Consider the following 16,774-nt stretch of genomic DNA (forward strand, 5'->3'; position numbering starts at 1 on the left):
TTTTGTCGCATGCTTCACCTGTATTTATTCTCCGGATTGTAGTATAATATATAATAGAATGATTATGGGGCGGAGGGTTTGTTAATGAGTACGCGTACAGAGGAAGAGGCAGAAATTTTGATGCGTCCAGCCAAAGCATCATTGGCTGTCGAGGGACTGCGCCTCAGCCAAAAGCAAGAGACGCTTGTGAAGAAATGCTTAACCGGTGCCATCACCCATAAGGAATTTATTAAGAGGGCTTTGGAACTTTCGCGTCATGCCTAATTCCCGATACGGCAGTGGGTCTTCCCGTTATTACTACCGGGATTCTACGGTTCTGATTAACCATTATGATATTATGGATGACAATCAGTTACAGAGCATGGAAACGATTCTTTCTACCCAGCGATTAGCTGAATTACAGGCATTCCCTGCCCAGGGTGATTTTGATTTACGCCATTTGCAAAAGATTCATACGTATCTATTTGGGGATTTGTATCCATTTGCCGGGGAAATAAGGACTGAAAACATAACCAAAGATGGGTTTTCCTTTGCTCAAGCACGCTTTATTAGAGAAGCTGCGGGGCCATTGTTTGAAGCATTAGCGAAAGAAAACTGGGAACATATGGAACGGGAACAGCTCGCTGATGCTCTTGCTTATTATATGGCTGAGTTAAATGTCCTTCATCCTTTTCGAGAAGGAAATGGCCGTGCACTCCGTGAGTTTATCCGCTGTCTGGCCTTAGAAGCGAAATTCGATCTTGATTGGTCTGTGCTCCCGAGAGAACGGATTTTGGAAGCAAGCATCGAGTCTGTCCATGACACCTGTATGCTTAGACGAGTGATTGAAGAATCGTTAAGTAAAAAGAATTAACTTATCCGCCTCCGGCTTTTATAAAGCTGGAGGCTTTATTTTATCTCAAAACACACACATTCCCTGTGTTTTTTGCTAGAGTACTCCAGAACATGGGAAGTAGCTTTTTTTACAGGAATTTGGAGTTATTTGGGGTTTGAATAAAGTTGGAAATGGGCGTAGCCTGTTGTAGGACTAATGAAAAGAAAGATATTTATTGAGGAGGATCCGTCAAATGTGTGGGATATTTGTGTCAATGGGAGAAATCGAAAAGAGCCAAATGGATGAAGTACTGCAACTGCTTCATCACCGTGGTCCGGATGAAGGGAAGTCAGTTGTAACCGACCGCGTCCATTTAGGACACCGGCGCCTGTCGATTATAGGGCTGGATGATGGTATTCAACCCATTCACAACGCCGAAAAAGATCGGTGGATCGTCTGCAATGGAGAAATTTACAATTTTGAATCAATAAAATCAGAGTTGGAAAGGAAAACCAGCTTTCTTACTCAGTCCGATAGTGAAGTTGCTTTAAAACTGATCGAATCAGAAGGCGCGAAAGCCATTGAGCAGCTTGATGGAATGTTTGCTTTTTTTATTGCGGATGAACGTAATGATACCTTTATTGTGGCTCGTGATCCATTAGGAATAAAACCTTTATATTACGGATTAGACCAGGGAGGACAGTATGTATTTTCTTCTGAATTGAAAGCTATTGAGCGCTTCGTTCAACAGCCTGAAGAGTTCCCTCATGGCCATTACTTCACTCCTGAAGAAGGTTTTGTATGTTATCGACATGTACAAGCTCCAGATAGAACGTTTAACGAAGATTCTCTGGATCAGGTGAACCATTCAATCCGTGAAACGATGGAGGAAGCTATTGAAAAACGATTGCTTGCGGATGTAGAGGTTGGCGTTCTGCTAAGCGGCGGTCTGGACAGCAGTTTAATAGCCGCGATCGCGAAACGATATCATAAAGGGCCATTTCCGCTTAAATCTTTTTGTGTTGGTGCGGAAGGCAGTGCGGATGTAATCAATGCACGAAAAGTGGCCGAAGCGATTGGAACAGATCATTATGAATATATTTATACGCAGGAGGAACTGGTAGCGGCTGTAGAGGATGTAATCTACCATTTAGAGTCTTATGAACCTTCTTTAGTCAGAAGTGCGATCCCGAACTACTTTGTATCAAAATTAGCATCCGAACATGTGAAAGTAATCCTTTCAGGTGAAGGAGCTGATGAACTGTTCGCAGGTTACGCCTACATGGAGAGGTTTCAGGATACAGGCTCTCTTAATAAAGAAATTATCCGCATTCTAAATACTCTTCATCATGTTAACCTGCAGCGTGCCGATCGAATGAGCATGGCGCATTCGCTTGAACTTCGTGTTCCATTTCTTGATATGGAAGTTGTAGAGAATGCCTTGAAGATCCCGGCTGGTCTCAAGATTCATAAGACAGACCGAATGGAGAAATGGCTACTTCGAAAATCATTTGATGGCATGCTCCCTGATGAAGTTCTCTGGAGAAAGAAAGCAGAATTCTCCGAAGGAAGCGGAGCGCTGGATCTACTGGATGCGCATGCGGAAGAAAGCATTACGAATGATGAGCTGGTTCGTCTTAAGGACACTGTCCCTGTAGAAATCCGCTCGAAGCAGGAAGCTTTTTACTATCAAATATTCAAAAAGCATTTCCCTGGAGAAAATATGCTTCAGACCGTAGGAAAATGGGCTACGGCTTAGAGAACGTTTAACGCCCCGCGCTACAGTATCGTCATAGAAAGGGTCGAACCCTTTACTGATAATAATAAATTATTCCAAGCTTCTCAGCCTGGAGAGAACCCACCTGGTTCCTCTCCAGGCTGTTTTTCATCTTACTCTACAAACACCTTATTCAACAATCCGGCCGATTACTGTAAGACTCCGTTTCGAGATATTGTGTGGAGAAAGGGGCTCCAGGGACCGGCTCGCTTTCCGCGGGCATGCGCTGAGTCTCCTCAGGCTGGCGCCTTCCGGGGCCTCACCTGTTATGTTCATCCCGCAGGAAAGCGAGTTGTTTCCGCAGCCATCCCTTCTCTATATGAAGTATCGACCCAAAATAGCTCGAAACTGAGTCTTCAACAAAAGGGAACTTATCTATAACAAGCTACACTGAAACTATCGAAAAAAAAGGAGGAATATTGTTTTTTTCCTGCCAGACTCTTTTATGAGAAGCGTACTATCAACTATAATAAGAATTACAACAAAAATATCAGAAAAGTCAGAATGGTTGTCTCATATAGTTAAGCAAAGGGGGACGGGCTGGTGGAGCATCCATTATTACCGTTTAGAGAAGTCTGGAAAGCAAAGAAACGCATTCGGGAGATCGTTGATGGTCCCACACCTTTAATTTATTCTGAGCACCTTTCCCAACATGTGGACTCACACGTCTACTTGAAGCTAGAGCACTTTCATCCCACCGGATCATTTAAGCTGAGAGGAGCTGCGAACAAAATTCTTTCTCTGACACCGGAGGAAAAGGAAAAAGGAGTCGCTACTTTTTCTACAGGAAACCATGGAATCGCGGTTTCTTATGTAGCGGGAAAATCCAACATTCCATGTGTCGTCTGTATATCTAATCGTGTACCCGCCGCTAAAGTCGATCGTTTGAAGCGTCTGGGAGCTCAGGTAGAAGTGGTGGGGGAAAGTCAGGATGATGCTGAAGCCCGCTGCTACGAACTCCAGAAAGAAGCCGGTATGACCGTTATCAAACCATTTGACGACCGGGAAGTGATCGCAGGTCAAGGGACGATTGGACTCGAAATTATGGAGCAGTGTCCGGATGTGGATCAGGTCATTATTCCTTTATCAGGTGGAGGGTTACTATCAGGTATTGGTGCTTCTTTAAAGAGTATTGATTCTGATATTCAAATCACCGGGGTCTCAATGGAAAGGTCAGCGGTCATGTATGAGAGTCTGCTAAAGGGCGAGCCGGTTATCCTGAAAGAAGAAGACACGCTTGCGGATAGTCTGCTTGGCGGTCTTGGTCCTAATAATGAGTATACCTTTTCTTTAACCCAGACTTTTTTAGACGAAGCTAAATTGGTTTCTGAATCATCGATTGGTAACGGAATATTATTTATGCTGAACCATCACAAAATGGCGGTGGAAGGCGCTGCTGCAGCAGGTATAGGGTGGCTGCTGAACGAAAAGAGTGCTAAAGGTAACCATGTCGTACTGGTGGTCAGCGGAAACAACATTGACCAACACACCATCGATCACTTAATTAAGAATCAATAGGGCAGGAGTGAAGCGAATGGGAGTTACAGTGGAAAGAGTGCTGCGGTTACCTATTTTTGAACAAGCCAAAGTGTTAACTACGATTACAGATAAGCCCGTACAATGGATATCTGTAATTGAGACACCTGTTGAAAATTTTGTGAGAAATAATGAGTTTGTGCTGAGCACAGGGGTGGGATGCGGAGACGATATAACTGCACTTGAGGAATATGTGAAGGATGTTATTCGTGCAGATGCTTCAGCTCTCGCTTTTGCTACAGGACGACACCTTTACAAAATCCCGGACCGTATTCTGAAAATAGCAGAGGAACACAATTTTATGATTATGGAAATTCCATGGGAGGTCAGGTTCGGAGATATTCTGCAGGATGTTCTTCGTTTAATAAGTGAGGAAAAGCAGACCGGACAACAGCGAGCCGAAACCATCCGCCAGGAATTGATTAATTGTGTATTGAACGGGAAAGGATTGCAGGAAATCACCACGATTCTTTACGATAATACCCATATTCCTGCTGCAATCAGTGACCATAATAAACAAATCAGGGCTAATCAGCAATTCGACCGCTATTTTCTGGACGTACTGAACGGGAAAGAAAACGAAGCGTTTCAACTCGTTTCTCCAGAACCTTTTAGTGATCATCCACTAGTCCATTACATTGAAAAATATGAGATTGGTCCGCATTTTTGCTATCAGCTGACGATCCTTTCGAATTATAAAAAGCAAGGATATCTGCTGTTTAAGCCAGAGGAGGACCATGAGTTGTCGTGGGTGGATTTATCGATTTTAGAGCACACATTAACGGCCTGCGCTTTGTATTTTGTCAAAGAAAACGCAATCGAAATGACCGAAATCCGCTTGAAGGATAATTTTTTACTTGAACTTGCCAAAACCGAAGTCGATATCGATAAGGCGCTCTTGGCAAAAGCTCATCTGCTTGGCTATGATTTAGATAAACCTTATGTATGTCTCGTAGGGGATATTCGATTTAAAAAGCAGATTGATGGTCCTGTAGGCTCAGAGGAACATTCGGTCCAATCTTCCTCCATGCACAGCCGGAACTACTATATCCAAAAGGAAGTTACACATGCAGGCGATGTGCTGAAGCGTCAGACGATGACCACGTTTGATGAAGGGGAAGTTATCGTTTATATAGAAGCGGATGCCAAGACATATCCGGAGACAGCCAATCAATTTCTTGATCTTGTGGAGCGGCGCCTTCACGAGTTACTTGCCGGTATTACGATTTCCTGGGGAGTCTCCTGCCATAAAGATGGCTTGTACAACTTCCACCAGAGCTATGAAGAGGCCGCTACCGCTTTAAATATTGGACGCCAGAAACATGAAGATGGTGACCGCACTTTTTTCAGTGATACACGAATGAATCGCTTGTTAATGGCCCTATCACACGAAAAGGAAATTGAGTTTATTGTCCAGAATACCTTGGAAAAACTAATCGAATATGATCAACGAAGACAGACCGACTTAATTCATACGTTCATTGTGTATAACAAATACAACAGTAACGTAAGCCAGACGGCCCGCGCCTTAAATCTTCACCGACAGTCGTTGCTGCATCGCTTAAGGAATATTGAACAATTAACAGGGCTTTCTTTGTTGGATGCAGATGATCTTTTCCTTTTGGAGCTCAGTGTACGATTATGGATGTTGAAAAAAATAGAAAAATGAGCGCTTCTTCTGCAAAGGAGCCGCTCATTTTTATTTATTATCTGTCGGCGACGGTTGTTTCTAAGTCCTCGTCACTTGAACCAATTCTAGTTAATTGAATCTCCCATACATCCTCTTCCTCAACGTAAGAAATCATCTTTACGGCTAAAAGTTTGTCTCCCGGAATCTCCATAAGAGATTTAGACAGAGCCTCAGAAGCTTCTAAATCTGCACCCTCCACATGGCTCATTTCGAGAGTCGACACTTCTTCTGCTTCGGCCTGAGAGGGGAAGGATTCACGGACTCCATTTTTCACCCACACTTCGACCTGTTTACCTACCCAGCGGTTTTTAGGAGCGCCTGAGACCCACATGGCATTCGCAGGATTGTCAGAATTAGAGTCCAGGGGGGACACCACTAGAATTTGGTCCTTTTTCTGCTCCATAACATATCCCGTAATTTCAGGAGGCGCAGGGTTTTCTTGTTCGGGCGATTTTTTGGAATCACTATCAGAATTAGAAGTTGGTGCAGAGCCGCACCCGGTCAGAATCATAGCTATGAAAAATATGCATCCCCAGGCTTTCATAGACTTGCCTGCCTTTCTTTTTGGATTTTTGAATAATTTTCCATGACATCCATCTTTAACTTTGTTATAGTATAAAACAACCAAGTGAATCTATGATTATTACTACTAGGGGAGCCTGAATAGGCTGAGAGGAAAGCAACTAAGCATTCCGACTCTTAAGAACCTGATCTGGTTAAGACCAGCGGAGGGAAGTAGTCTACTATTTTATTAGACATTACCCTTTTAAGTCAGGTCCCTCCCAGGATCTGGCTTTTTTATTTTCCCCTATGGAAGGGAGGACAGACATGAACAAAACAAGACTACTCACGACTATGGCTGCATTTGTTGCGATTGGAACACTTGGGGCTCAGCTGCTTTGGTTTCCAGCAGGCGTAGCAAAGGCTTATCCAGTCCAGCATGCGGTAAATGTGATGGCAGCTGTTACACTTGGTCCTTTACCGGCTGTAGCCATAGCTTTTATGATCGGTCTATTACGCCTCCTCCTGGGGTTAGGCACCTTGCTCGCGTTTCCTGGAGGAATGATCGGTGCGTTTCTTGCGGGCATCTTATACAAATGGATTCAGAATAAATGTGCCGCCGTTGCCGGTGAAGTGCTTGGTACCGGAGTTATTGGAGCCTTATTCGCTGTTCCATATGCCAAACTGCTCATGGGCAGTTCATCTGGAGCGCTGGTATTTCTTCCATCCTTCTTAGTCAGCAGTATATCGGGCGCTATGATAGGATGGATCATCGTCTCAAGAGTTAAATTGGAAAAATATATCTTACAACCATAATACACGGAAACTACTAGGGGCGCGAGTGTTCGCTGAGATAAGGAAGAAAATTCCTTGGTCCCTTAGCACCTGATCTGGATCATGCCAGCGGAGGGAAGTAGTAAGCAGCCCCACTCTCCCTCTCTTAGTAGCTTCCGCAAAAATCAGGAGGCAAATTCATGTCATTTACAGAACAGTTAAGACAGGAAAACCATGATATATTTGAAAGAATTTTTCATCATCCTTTCGTCGAAGGGATTGGAAATGGCCGACTTCCCTCAGAATCTATTGCTCATTATATAAAAGCAGATTACGAATATTTAAATGCATTTATGCACATTTATGGAATTGCAATCTCCAAGTCTTCTGAGCGTGAAGATATCCAATATTTTAACGAACAAGTTAATTTTGTTCTTCATAGTGAAGTACATCCCCATCATAATTTGTGCGAGTATATCGGCATTCGTTACGAGGATCTTCAGGGTTACGCGCTTCCTCCAACGGCTGATCATTATGTAAAGCATATGATGTACCATGCTCAAATGGGAGGTCTTGGTGAAATTATTGCCGCACTGCTTCCTTGTCCTTGGACTTATTTAGAAATAGGAAGATATTTGATGAAGGAGTATGAGCCTGACCAGGATCATCCTTTTTATCCCTGGATAAAATTCTATGCCGAAAGTGAGATGCAAATTCTGACGGACCATTTGCGAAGCCGGCTCGATCATTTAGCTGAGCAAGCTTCAGAAAAAGAACTCCGTCGTATTAGAGATGCATTTCGCAAAAGCTGTCAGCTGGAATGGTCTTTTTGGGAAATGGCTTATACATGTGAAGAATGGATTGAAGGAAAGGCGGTGGATGTTAAATGAACCACGTTCCATGTGCATTGACTATTGCGGGTACAGACCCAAGCGGAGGAGCAGGTATCCAGGCAGATTTAAAAACATTCCAGGAATTAAAATGCTACGGGATGTCCGTGATCACCTCTGCTGTGGCCCAAAATACAACGGGAGTAAAGGATGTTCACCATCTTCCCCTTGATTTCCTGGAAAAACAGCTTCACTCAATTTCTGAGGACATGCCGGTCCACGCTGTAAAAACAGGAATGGTCGCTCAAAAAGATATGATGAAAATAATAGCCGAGTGGATCACGAAAGTCGACGCTTATTATGTAATGGATCCTGTTATGATTTCTCAAAGTGGTGATTCATTAAGTGAAGAAGAGTCCCGTGAAGTATTACGAAAACAACTGCTACCTCTAACCACTTTAGTAACTCCTAACATCCCGGAAGCGGAAGAGATAACCGGGAAAAGGATTGAAACGGAGGAGGATATGAAAGAAGCGGCTGAAGCTATCGTTAAGGACTTCGGAGCAGGTGCAGCCTTAGTCAAAGGCGGACACAGAGAAGGGGCAGCCATCGATTATTTATTTGATGGAAATGAGATCCATACCTTCGAATCAGAACGTATTCAAACAAAAAATACTCATGGGACCGGCTGTACGTATTCGGCAGCGATTACTGCTTATCTGGCACAAGGGCTCTCCCTGGTGGAAGCTGTCAAAAAAGCTAAATATTTTGTAACAGAGGCAATTCGATATTCCTTCGAACTAGGAAATGGCAGCGGTCCGACCAATCATTTTGCTATTCGTGAGGAGGTTTCTGACAAATGGATATAAACATTATTAAAGAAGTGCGACAAAATCAGCCGTTGATTCACCATATAACGAATGGAGTGGTGATGAATTTCAGTGCCAACGGTTTACTCTCTTTTGGAGGTTCTCCTATCATGGCACACGCCAAAGAAGAGGTTGAGGATGTATCACGTCTTGCCGATGGTGTTCTTCTTAATATAGGGACATTAACAGAAAATCAGGTGAATTCCATGATTATAGCTGGCCAGGCGGCGAATGAGGCAGGAGTTCCTGTAGTATTGGATCCGGTTGGAGCACCTGCTACTAAATTCCGCTCGAAAAGTATGCAGAACATTTTAGAAAAGGTAAAACCTTCCGTAATTAAAGGAAATGCCGGAGAACTTGCCCATCTAATAGGAGAAGAAGTAGAGACAAAAGGGGTAGAATCGACCGGTAAAGGGAACGAAAAATCAATTGCGGAAAGAGTAGCACAAACCTATGAGACCACTGCTGTTGTCACGGGAAAGATTGACGTAGTATCTGATGGGTCCGAAACCCGGACTAATTCAACAGGGCATCCTCTGTTAGCGAAGGTGACTGGGACCGGATGCCTGCTTGGATCGATTCTTACTGCATGCATGGCTGCATCTGGAACAAGTGTAACCAAGATTCATACAGCTTTGGAATTTTTTGGAGCGGCCGCTGAACATGCAGCCTCCCAAGATGAAGTACAGGGACCGGGAACATTTTCTCCTCATTTTCTCGATGCATTGGCTATGGATCCTGAGCAATTAAGGAGAGGAGAATAGTGACATTATCTAAGCAGTTAAGGAAGTATTTCGTAATGGGCAGCCAGGACACGGACAGGGATCCTGAAGCTGTTCTGGAAGAAGCCATTGAAGCAGGGATAACCGCTTTTCAATATAGAGAAAAGGGAAGAGGATCACTTGAAGGAGACACTAAGCTTGAGCTTGGCCGGAAGTTAAGAGGACTGTGCCGGGAGAAGGGGATCCTCTTCATAGTTAATGATGATTTAGATATGGTTGAACCGCTTGAGGCAGACGGAATTCATGTAGGTCAGGAAGACATAAGTGTGGAAGTCATAAGGTCGCAATTTCCAGACAAAATCCTCGGCCTGTCCGTTTCTACAGAGCAGGAAGTAATCCAAAGTTCTTTGGAAAAAGTCGACTATCTTGGAGCTGGCCCTGTCTTTCAAACGAGTACGAAGGAAGACGCCAAGCCTGTTGTTGGAACGGTGTGGATTAAGCAGCTGAAAGAATCGTATCCGGATTTACCGATCGTTGGGATCGGAGGGATTAATACGGAAAATGCCTCATCGGTTATAGAAGCAGGTGCTGCTGGTGTTGCCGTCGTTTCAGCCATCACGCACGCCGAATCAATAGCCGAAGCGGTCAAGCGTCTATAACGAAACTTGGAGTGCCGGATTTTACCAGACGTTGGTCAAACAATACCGATGCACACTTATTCAACAGTAGGGCCGATTAGTTGAAGACTCAGTTTCGAGATAATTCGGGTCCGTTACGGTATGTGAAGAAGGGCTGGTGGGGAAATAACTCGTCTTGTTCTATCACCCAGACACTCGAGACATAAGCCGTTCATCAACGGACGGAAAGACCACCATCCTTTTGATGCTCGGCTTATGCTGGTCGTGTCTTGCGGGGTGATGCCACATTTGAACACTTTCCTATGGGGGAACGGTGAGCTTCCTCGCTCGTTTCACTCGCTGCGGGATCTCACCTAGTCCCTTCTCCCATGGGAGTCTCGCCATTTCCCCACCAGCCCAGCCGAGTAAGAATAACGGACGCTTTTATAGGAAAGATTGTACTCCTTCTTATCGGTCCTAAATCCTTTTAAGACATGCTATTCCACAACGTTATAGCATGAAATAGCCTCATAATCACATGCTTTTTTCTCATCAATCCGTCGACGTCTTAAATGGTTTCGAGCATCTAATTCGGCAAGGTCCGAAGGGGGACGATGAAGACTTCTGCGGGATGAACATGATAGGTGAGATCCCGCAGGGCTGTTAAGCCCGAGGAAGCTCAGCACATATAAGAAGTTCGACTAAGATCGCTACGTCCTGTGGCAACGTCGAACGACCCTGCATCGTGCAGGGCCGTAAAGCGAAATCGTCCCCCGGAGGACCTTCTTCATAACCCAATATCTCGAAATCGAGTCTTCAAGGAATGGGAGCTTATCTTTAATAGTTATTGATCGTTTGTTTTAACAGTGTCTTCATTAAAGGCACTGTTTTTTATTGGTCATTTCCGTCAGGGGTTGCTTCCTTATTTCAGATCGGTTTAATTAAGAGGGTGAAGGGTAAAAGAATAGGAAGAATTAATGTAAGACATTACAAAATGAGAAGATATCCATTCAATATATCAATAGAGGAAGTGAACAGAAAATGAGTCAACAAACTTGGTCTGTAGATCAAATCCCTTCATTAAAAGACAAAGTAGCTATTGTAACAGGCGGAAACGGAGGTCTTGGATTTGAAGCGGTAAAAGTGTTCGCTGAAAAAGGGGCCACTGTTGTCCTTGCTTCAAGATCTTTAGAACGTGGAGAAGAGGCATATGAAGCAATAAGGAAGGAAAACCCGAATGCCATTATTGATGTGATGCCTTTAGACCTTCAGGATTTGGACTCTGTGAAAGAATTCGCACGTATATTTAAAGCCAAATACTTTAGGCTCGATATCCTTCTGAATAACGCAGGAGTAATGACGACGCCTTACGGTAAAACGAAAGACGGTTTTGAACAGCAGCTCGGTATTAATCATCTGGGCCATTTTGCGTTGACTGCTCTTCTTTTCGAACGCTTAAAAGAAACAAACGACTCTAGAGTAGTTAACATCAGTAGTAATGCCCATAAATCAGGAGCGATCGATTTTGATAATCTGATGTTTGAGGGCGGTAAGGGTTACAAACCAATGAAAGCTTATTCCCAATCTAAACTGGCTAATTTACTGTTTACATTTGAATTGCAGCGTCGTATTGATAAAGCTGGTCTGTCTATCAAAAGCGAAGCAGCTCATCCAGGAGGTGCTCAAACCAACTTAGCACGCCATGTAGAAGACAAGTTTCTTTATAAAATGCTGGAAGGGGTGCTTATCCGCGTTACACAAAGCGCCTATGATGGAGCGCTCCCGGGTATTCGTGCTGCTACCGATTCTTCATTAGAAGGCGGACGCTATTTAGGTCCTTCCGGTTTTATGGAAATGAAAGGAGATCCTGTAGTAGTTGCTCCTAAAACTCATGCTTACGATGTAATGGACGCGGACTTCCTCTGGAAAGAGTCCGAGCGATTAACAGGTGTGAAGTTCCCTGTTTAATAGAATGACTGCCTAAGCCTTTTAAGGCTTAGGCTTTTTTATGAGCTTCTTCCAGAGTAAAGAAAATAATAAAAAAGGTATTTTAATATATTAATTTTAGTTTTTTTTTGTAATGAGCGGGTAAGCAGGGATATAGACCAATTATTAAGAAAGGATTGAGGAGGATTTAGATGGATAGGAAAAAACTCATCGATTACAAGATTTTTATACCCTCACTATTAATCATACTGGGGATTAGCATCCCATTTGCTATGTACGAGAAAGAGTCATTGGAAGTATTGAATTCTATATTTGATTATATTGTCGAGGTATTCAGCTGGGGTTATCTTTGGTATGGAATTATTTTAGTTATAGCAGGATTGTATTTATCATTTTCAAAATACGGCCAAGTGGTACTGGGAAAACCTAATGAGAAGCCGCGATTCACTTTATTTGAATACGCATCGATCCTCATTGCTATGGGCGTAGGTTCGACCATTATGAGAACCGGAATGCTTCAGTGGACTTCTGTTGCGAATGACCCACCAGCAGGTGTAGAAGCTGGATCACCGGAAGCTCTTTTATGGGGAAATGCCTACAGTATGTTTCTATGGGGGTTCCAGGTCTTCGCCATCTTCGTGTTGATTGCTCCGGCGATGGGGTACATTCTTCACGTAAGAAAGCGTCCCCTAATGAGGATATCTGAAGCCTGTCGTGTCCTTTTTGGTGATAAATTTACTGATGGATTAGGCGGTAAAGTGCTTGATGTATTATTCCTTATTAGTATACTAGCAGGCGCAGCTGTAACGCTTGGATTAGGAGCGCCTATTATTACTCAGAACTTATCTCACCTTTTTGGCATCGAAGTTAACTTTGGTCTGACCATAACAGTTACGATCATATGGGTGTTCTTATTTTCACTTAGTGCGTATTTAGGTATTGAAAAAGGAATTAAACGATTGAGTACATTTAACATGTATTTAGCTGCCATATTTGCTTTGTTTATTTTAATAGGAGGACCGGGAGTATTTATATTAAATTACTTCTCCGATAGTGTATCTTTCCTATTAGCTAATTACCTTAATATTTCATTAAATACACAGTCTGTTCATCAGGGAGCAACCTCACACATCCAAAGTAATACCGTGTTTTGGTATGCTTACAGTGCAACATGGGCCATGCTCCACAGTGTATTTGCTGCTAAAATTTCAAAAGGCAGAACGATTAAGGAAATGATCCTGACTTACTTGCTGGCGCCTACCCTTATCTCATGGATTGCGACAGGAGTACTCGGAGGATTAGGGGTTCATAGATATCTTATGGGAGATATGTCTATTTTGCAGATGGTTGAAAATAACGCAAGAATGGCAGCTATCCCAGAGATATTGTCAACTCTTCCATTTGGAGAAATTTCTATCGTCATCTTTATGATTGTGGCACTTGTGTTCTTAACGACAACGCTTGATTCTACCACTTATACCGTAGCTGCTTATACAAGCACAAGAGATATGAGTAAATACGAGCCGCCGAAAACGCTGCGTATTATTATTGCAGCTGTTATAACTGGTTTGGCTTTAGTACTTATGCGTATCGGTGGATTGCCGCCTCTTGAAGTTATATCAGGACTTATGGGTCTGCCAATTATCTTCCTGCAGTTTATCCTAATATACGCTGCAAAACGTATGATTGATGAAGATAAAGCTTGGAAGCATAACGTTCGAAGTAGTAGTTAAGGAGAAAACCCTCTTTCCGATCATTATGGAGAGAGGGTTTTCTATTGCTTGAAAATTATTTGTGCAAGAGTATAAACGAAGGTTTTAACTCAGCCCCTGTGCAGGACTCTCGATATCTCATATAAGACAGATCAGAATCACCGGACCTGCATTTATCTTTGTAATGGCCGCCTACTATAGACGGGATTATCCATAATCCTGGTACTAGCTGATCATTTAAAGATAGTCAAAAAACTTGAAAGTACCATTCTCTAAGACTCTTTTTGGTTTTACTAGCAGTAAATAGAAACAACATACCGTGAAAATGTTTCACAGAAACATTTTATGGTAAGACTATTGTTTTTTAGGAGGGCAGCTGAGAGCATATCGCCTATCTCGACACGATATGAACTTTCTGAATTTACTGTATATAAGAAAAGCACGGTCATAGGTGAAAATGTGGCCTAATAGACTCTGTTTATAGAAGATTATGTCTTTAGAATCTAGTTGTATCGCAAAGCGATATATTTTATAATAACTAAGATACAGTAGTTTTATTAAAATCTATTCTTTATTTTCAAGTGGGCATCATATTGCTAGTATCGGCAGCCGATATAATAGCTTGTATTGAATAAAGACTGAGTATAGCCAAAGGGAATTTTTATTATTTTATTTTTATAAGCACTTTTTTGATAGTCAGGTATATCGCAACGCGATATAACCTGGAGAGGTCTCAGGAAGCCTTGGTATTTAATAGAAAGAGGTGCGATATGCGAAGCGATATTCAACCAAATGAACAGGCTTTCTCTTCTAAAGAGGTAGCCGAAGAAGTGGGAATTGCGACACCAACTGTTCGTAAATACGCTCAAATCTTAGAACGCAATGGATATGAGTTTTTCAAAAATCGTGACCGGCGAATCTTTGTACAATCTGATATCGAAGCCCTTATATCGATACGCGATACGGAGAAACCATTGGACGTTATAGCTCAGGAACTGGTGGAACAGCAGACAGAACGCTTAAAAGGGTATAAGGAAGCTGGTATATCGGTGCCCGATACATACAATCCTTCACTCCAGAGCAACGATCAGTTAAAAGAATTTTTCCGGGCTCTATCCAGCGAACTCGCAGCTACCCGTGAGATGAATGTACAGTTAACCAGCGATATTTCAGAGTTAAAAACCACCGTTTCACGTCTGCAGCAGGACCACCATCATATAAGTGCGGGTATTAGCAATTCTGCTCAAAAAACGAATGCCAAAATTGAAAAGTTGTCTACTCAGCAGGAAGAGCTTTATGAAACATTGCTTCAGCAGGAAAAAGAAAAGACGGAAGCATTGCAAGAAGAAATAAAGAATATGCGCGCTGAGCAAAATAAAGAGTGGAGACTACAAAACGATTTCAACACACGTTTAGAGAGCGCTATGAAAAAAACGGAACAGCCGAAAGGCGGCTGGGAATGGTTTTTATCACTCTTCCGTAAATTTTAGAACGGACTTGCACCATTCGATATTAGACCAGGTTTTTGATTTGAGTAATTGTAAAAGCAGGCCCAACATCCTTGCGACTAAGTCAATAAAGAGTCGAAATTCTTTCTATAAATTAATAAGAAACGTAAAAAAGACGGGCTAGCCCGTCTTTTTCTTTTGGTCCTTTCGTTTATCCAATTCTGTCTCCAGGGTTAAGGATCGGCAAATCTACATTTACGGTATCTGGATATTTAATGCCAGCTCCTGTATTTAAAACCACCACTTTTTCCTTGTCCTGAATCCATCCTTGCTTGCGAAGGCGGCGGGCTGCCGAGAATGCCGCAGCTCCTTCAGGGCATACGAAAGCCCCTTCCTTTTGAGCCACTTTCTTTTGTTCTTCAAGAAGAGCATCGTCACTGATCGCTATGGCGCAACCATCTGTCTCATAAAGAGCTTCAAGTACTAGAAAATCTCCAAGAGCTTTAGGTACATTAATTCCAAATGCTACCGTTTCAGAACCTTCCCAAAAAGGAGCCTCTGTTTCTCCTTTTTCCCATGCCTGAACAATCGGAGCACACCCCTCTGATTGTACAGCTACAAGTCTCGGCAATTTATCTTTCTGGATCCATCCCAGTTGTTGAAGCTCCTTTAATGCCTTGTGAATGCCAATCAATCCGACACCGCCTCCGGTGGGATAAAGAATGACATCAGGAACCTCCCAATTCAACTGTTCGGCGATCTCCAGCCCCATGGTTTTTTTGCCTTCGATTCGATAGGGCTCTTTTAATGTAGAAACATTGTACATTCCTTTCTCTTTTACGGCATTTCCAACAATTTGACCCGCATCACTAATTAATCCATCGACTAAGTATAAGTTTGCTCCAGATATAGCACATTCGTTTCTGGTAATTTTGGGAGCATCAATCGGCATGACGATAGTAGATTTCATGGATGCGCGAGCGGCATATAGAGACCACGCTGCGCCTGCATTGCCGTTCGTAGGCATACCCAATTCTTCCACACCAAGTTCTTTCGCTTTTGAAACTCCTACAGCGGCTCCACGAGCTTTAAATGACCCCGTTGGAATCGTTCCTTCGTCCTTCATGAGTAAATCATCAATACCCATTTCCTCTCCGATTCTGTTCATTGATAATAATGGACTCATTCCTTCTCCTAAAGTGGTTTTGTATTGTTCATCTTCAAGTGGAAGAAGTTCATGATAGCGCCATAAATCAGGAGAGCGGTTCGCCAAGTGGTCTTTCTTCCAATCGTGAGCTAACTCATTAAGACGGTATTCGACCAATAGAGGGGATCCGCATGAGCATAAATGCTGAGTTTCTTCGCTTGAATAAGTTTTTGAACATTTCGGGCAGTACAAGTGAGATATGTAACTGTAATTCATTTTTAGGAGCCTCCTTATAAGTATTAGCTTCATGGTAACACACCATATCGCTGCAGCTTACTCAGGGAGGCTTATACAGAGAATGTCGATTTTTAAGTTTGTAGTAAATCTGGT

Annotated in this window: 15 protein-coding genes and 2 riboswitches; of the genes, 13 read left to right on the top strand and 2 right to left on the bottom strand. The window is 42.9% G+C overall.

Going from position 1 to position 16,774, the window contains the following annotated elements:
• Positions 1–84 precede the first annotated feature (84 nt).
• From LCM11_RS16550 to LCM11_RS16570, 5 genes are all read left to right on the top strand, one after another.
• Positions 85–264 (top strand): hypothetical protein, encoded by a 180-nt coding sequence (locus tag LCM11_RS16550; RefSeq protein WP_224895395.1) that lies wholly within the window; start codon positions 85–87, stop codon positions 262–264.
• On the top strand, positions 257–853 hold the full coding sequence (locus LCM11_RS16555; protein ID WP_224895396.1) for a Fic/DOC family protein: 597 nt from the start codon (positions 257–259) through the stop codon (positions 851–853). Before LCM11_RS16550 ends, LCM11_RS16555 begins: the two co-directional genes overlap by 8 nt.
• A 214-nt stretch (positions 854–1,067) precedes the next feature.
• Positions 1,068–2,573 carry an asparagine synthase B gene (gene asnB / locus LCM11_RS16560; RefSeq protein ID WP_224895397.1) on the top strand — a complete coding sequence of 502 codons (1,506 nt, stop codon included), beginning with the start codon at positions 1,068–1,070 and terminating at the stop codon, positions 2,571–2,573.
• A 561-nt stretch (positions 2,574–3,134) separates the two neighbouring features.
• The gene (locus LCM11_RS16565; RefSeq protein ID WP_224895398.1) at positions 3,135–4,109 is read left to right on the top strand and encodes a pyridoxal-phosphate dependent enzyme; all 975 of its coding nucleotides are present in this window, start codon (positions 3,135–3,137) and stop codon (positions 4,107–4,109) included.
• Between the two features lie 16 nt (positions 4,110–4,125).
• The gene (locus tag LCM11_RS16570) at positions 4,126–5,796 is read left to right on the top strand and encodes a PucR family transcriptional regulator (protein WP_224895400.1); all 1,671 of its coding nucleotides are present in this window, start codon (positions 4,126–4,128) and stop codon (positions 5,794–5,796) included.
• A 37-nt stretch (positions 5,797–5,833) separates the two neighbouring features.
• Here LCM11_RS16570 and LCM11_RS16575 read toward each other — a convergent pair whose 3' ends face one another.
• Complete coding sequence (locus LCM11_RS16575) at positions 5,834–6,361, bottom strand: DUF3221 domain-containing protein (protein WP_224895402.1); 528 nt, start codon at positions 6,359–6,361, stop codon at positions 5,834–5,836.
• Between the two features lie 97 nt (positions 6,362–6,458).
• A riboswitch (TPP riboswitch) is annotated at positions 6,459–6,568 on the top strand.
• 77 nt (positions 6,569–6,645) lie between these two features.
• Here LCM11_RS16575 and thiW point away from each other — a divergent pair.
• The 8 genes from thiW to LCM11_RS16615 all read left to right on the top strand — a co-directional run bounded on the left by thiW (position 6,646) and on the right by LCM11_RS16615 (position 15,279).
• Positions 6,646–7,134 (top strand): energy coupling factor transporter S component ThiW, encoded by a 489-nt coding sequence (gene thiW, locus LCM11_RS16580; protein WP_224895403.1) that lies wholly within the window; start codon positions 6,646–6,648, stop codon positions 7,132–7,134.
• A gap of 5 nt (positions 7,135–7,139) precedes the next feature.
• A riboswitch (TPP riboswitch) is annotated at positions 7,140–7,247 on the top strand.
• Positions 7,248–7,292: 45 nt separating this feature from the next.
• Positions 7,293–7,982, top strand: a complete 690-nt coding sequence (gene tenA, locus LCM11_RS16585; RefSeq protein ID WP_224895404.1) for a thiaminase II — start codon at positions 7,293–7,295, stop codon at positions 7,980–7,982.
• Positions 7,979–8,791 (top strand): bifunctional hydroxymethylpyrimidine kinase/phosphomethylpyrimidine kinase, encoded by an 813-nt coding sequence (gene thiD, locus LCM11_RS16590; protein WP_224895405.1) that lies wholly within the window; start codon positions 7,979–7,981, stop codon positions 8,789–8,791. Before tenA ends, thiD begins: the two co-directional genes overlap by 4 nt.
• Positions 8,782–9,555, top strand: a complete 774-nt coding sequence (thiM, locus tag LCM11_RS16595; protein WP_224895406.1) for a hydroxyethylthiazole kinase — start codon at positions 8,782–8,784, stop codon at positions 9,553–9,555. The genes thiD and thiM overlap by 10 nt, the downstream gene beginning before the upstream one ends.
• Positions 9,555–10,172, top strand: a complete 618-nt coding sequence (thiE, locus tag LCM11_RS16600; protein WP_224895407.1) for a thiamine phosphate synthase — start codon at positions 9,555–9,557, stop codon at positions 10,170–10,172. The genes thiM and thiE overlap by 1 nt, the downstream gene beginning before the upstream one ends.
• Before the next feature lie 999 nt (positions 10,173–11,171).
• Positions 11,172–12,098 carry an oxidoreductase gene (locus LCM11_RS16605; RefSeq protein ID WP_224895408.1) on the top strand — a complete coding sequence of 309 codons (927 nt, stop codon included), beginning with the start codon at positions 11,172–11,174 and terminating at the stop codon, positions 12,096–12,098.
• Positions 12,099–12,268: 170 nt separating this feature from the next.
• Positions 12,269–13,810, top strand: a complete 1,542-nt coding sequence (locus LCM11_RS16610) for a BCCT family transporter (protein WP_224895409.1) — start codon at positions 12,269–12,271, stop codon at positions 13,808–13,810.
• A 749-nt stretch (positions 13,811–14,559) separates the two neighbouring features.
• A complete protein-coding gene (locus LCM11_RS16615; protein WP_224895410.1) occupies positions 14,560–15,279 on the top strand; it encodes a hypothetical protein in 720 nt (239 codons plus the stop codon).
• Between the two features lie 169 nt (positions 15,280–15,448).
• Here LCM11_RS16615 and LCM11_RS16620 read toward each other — a convergent pair whose 3' ends face one another.
• On the bottom strand, positions 15,449–16,660 hold the full coding sequence (locus LCM11_RS16620) for a threonine synthase (RefSeq protein WP_224895411.1): 1,212 nt from the start codon (positions 16,658–16,660) through the stop codon (positions 15,449–15,451).
• Positions 16,661–16,774: the final 114 nt, after the last annotated feature.

It is taken from the genome of Halobacillus halophilus, assembly GCF_020171985.1.
GTDB classification, from domain to species: Bacteria; Bacillota; Bacilli; order Bacillales; family Halobacillaceae; genus Halobacillus; species Halobacillus halophilus_A.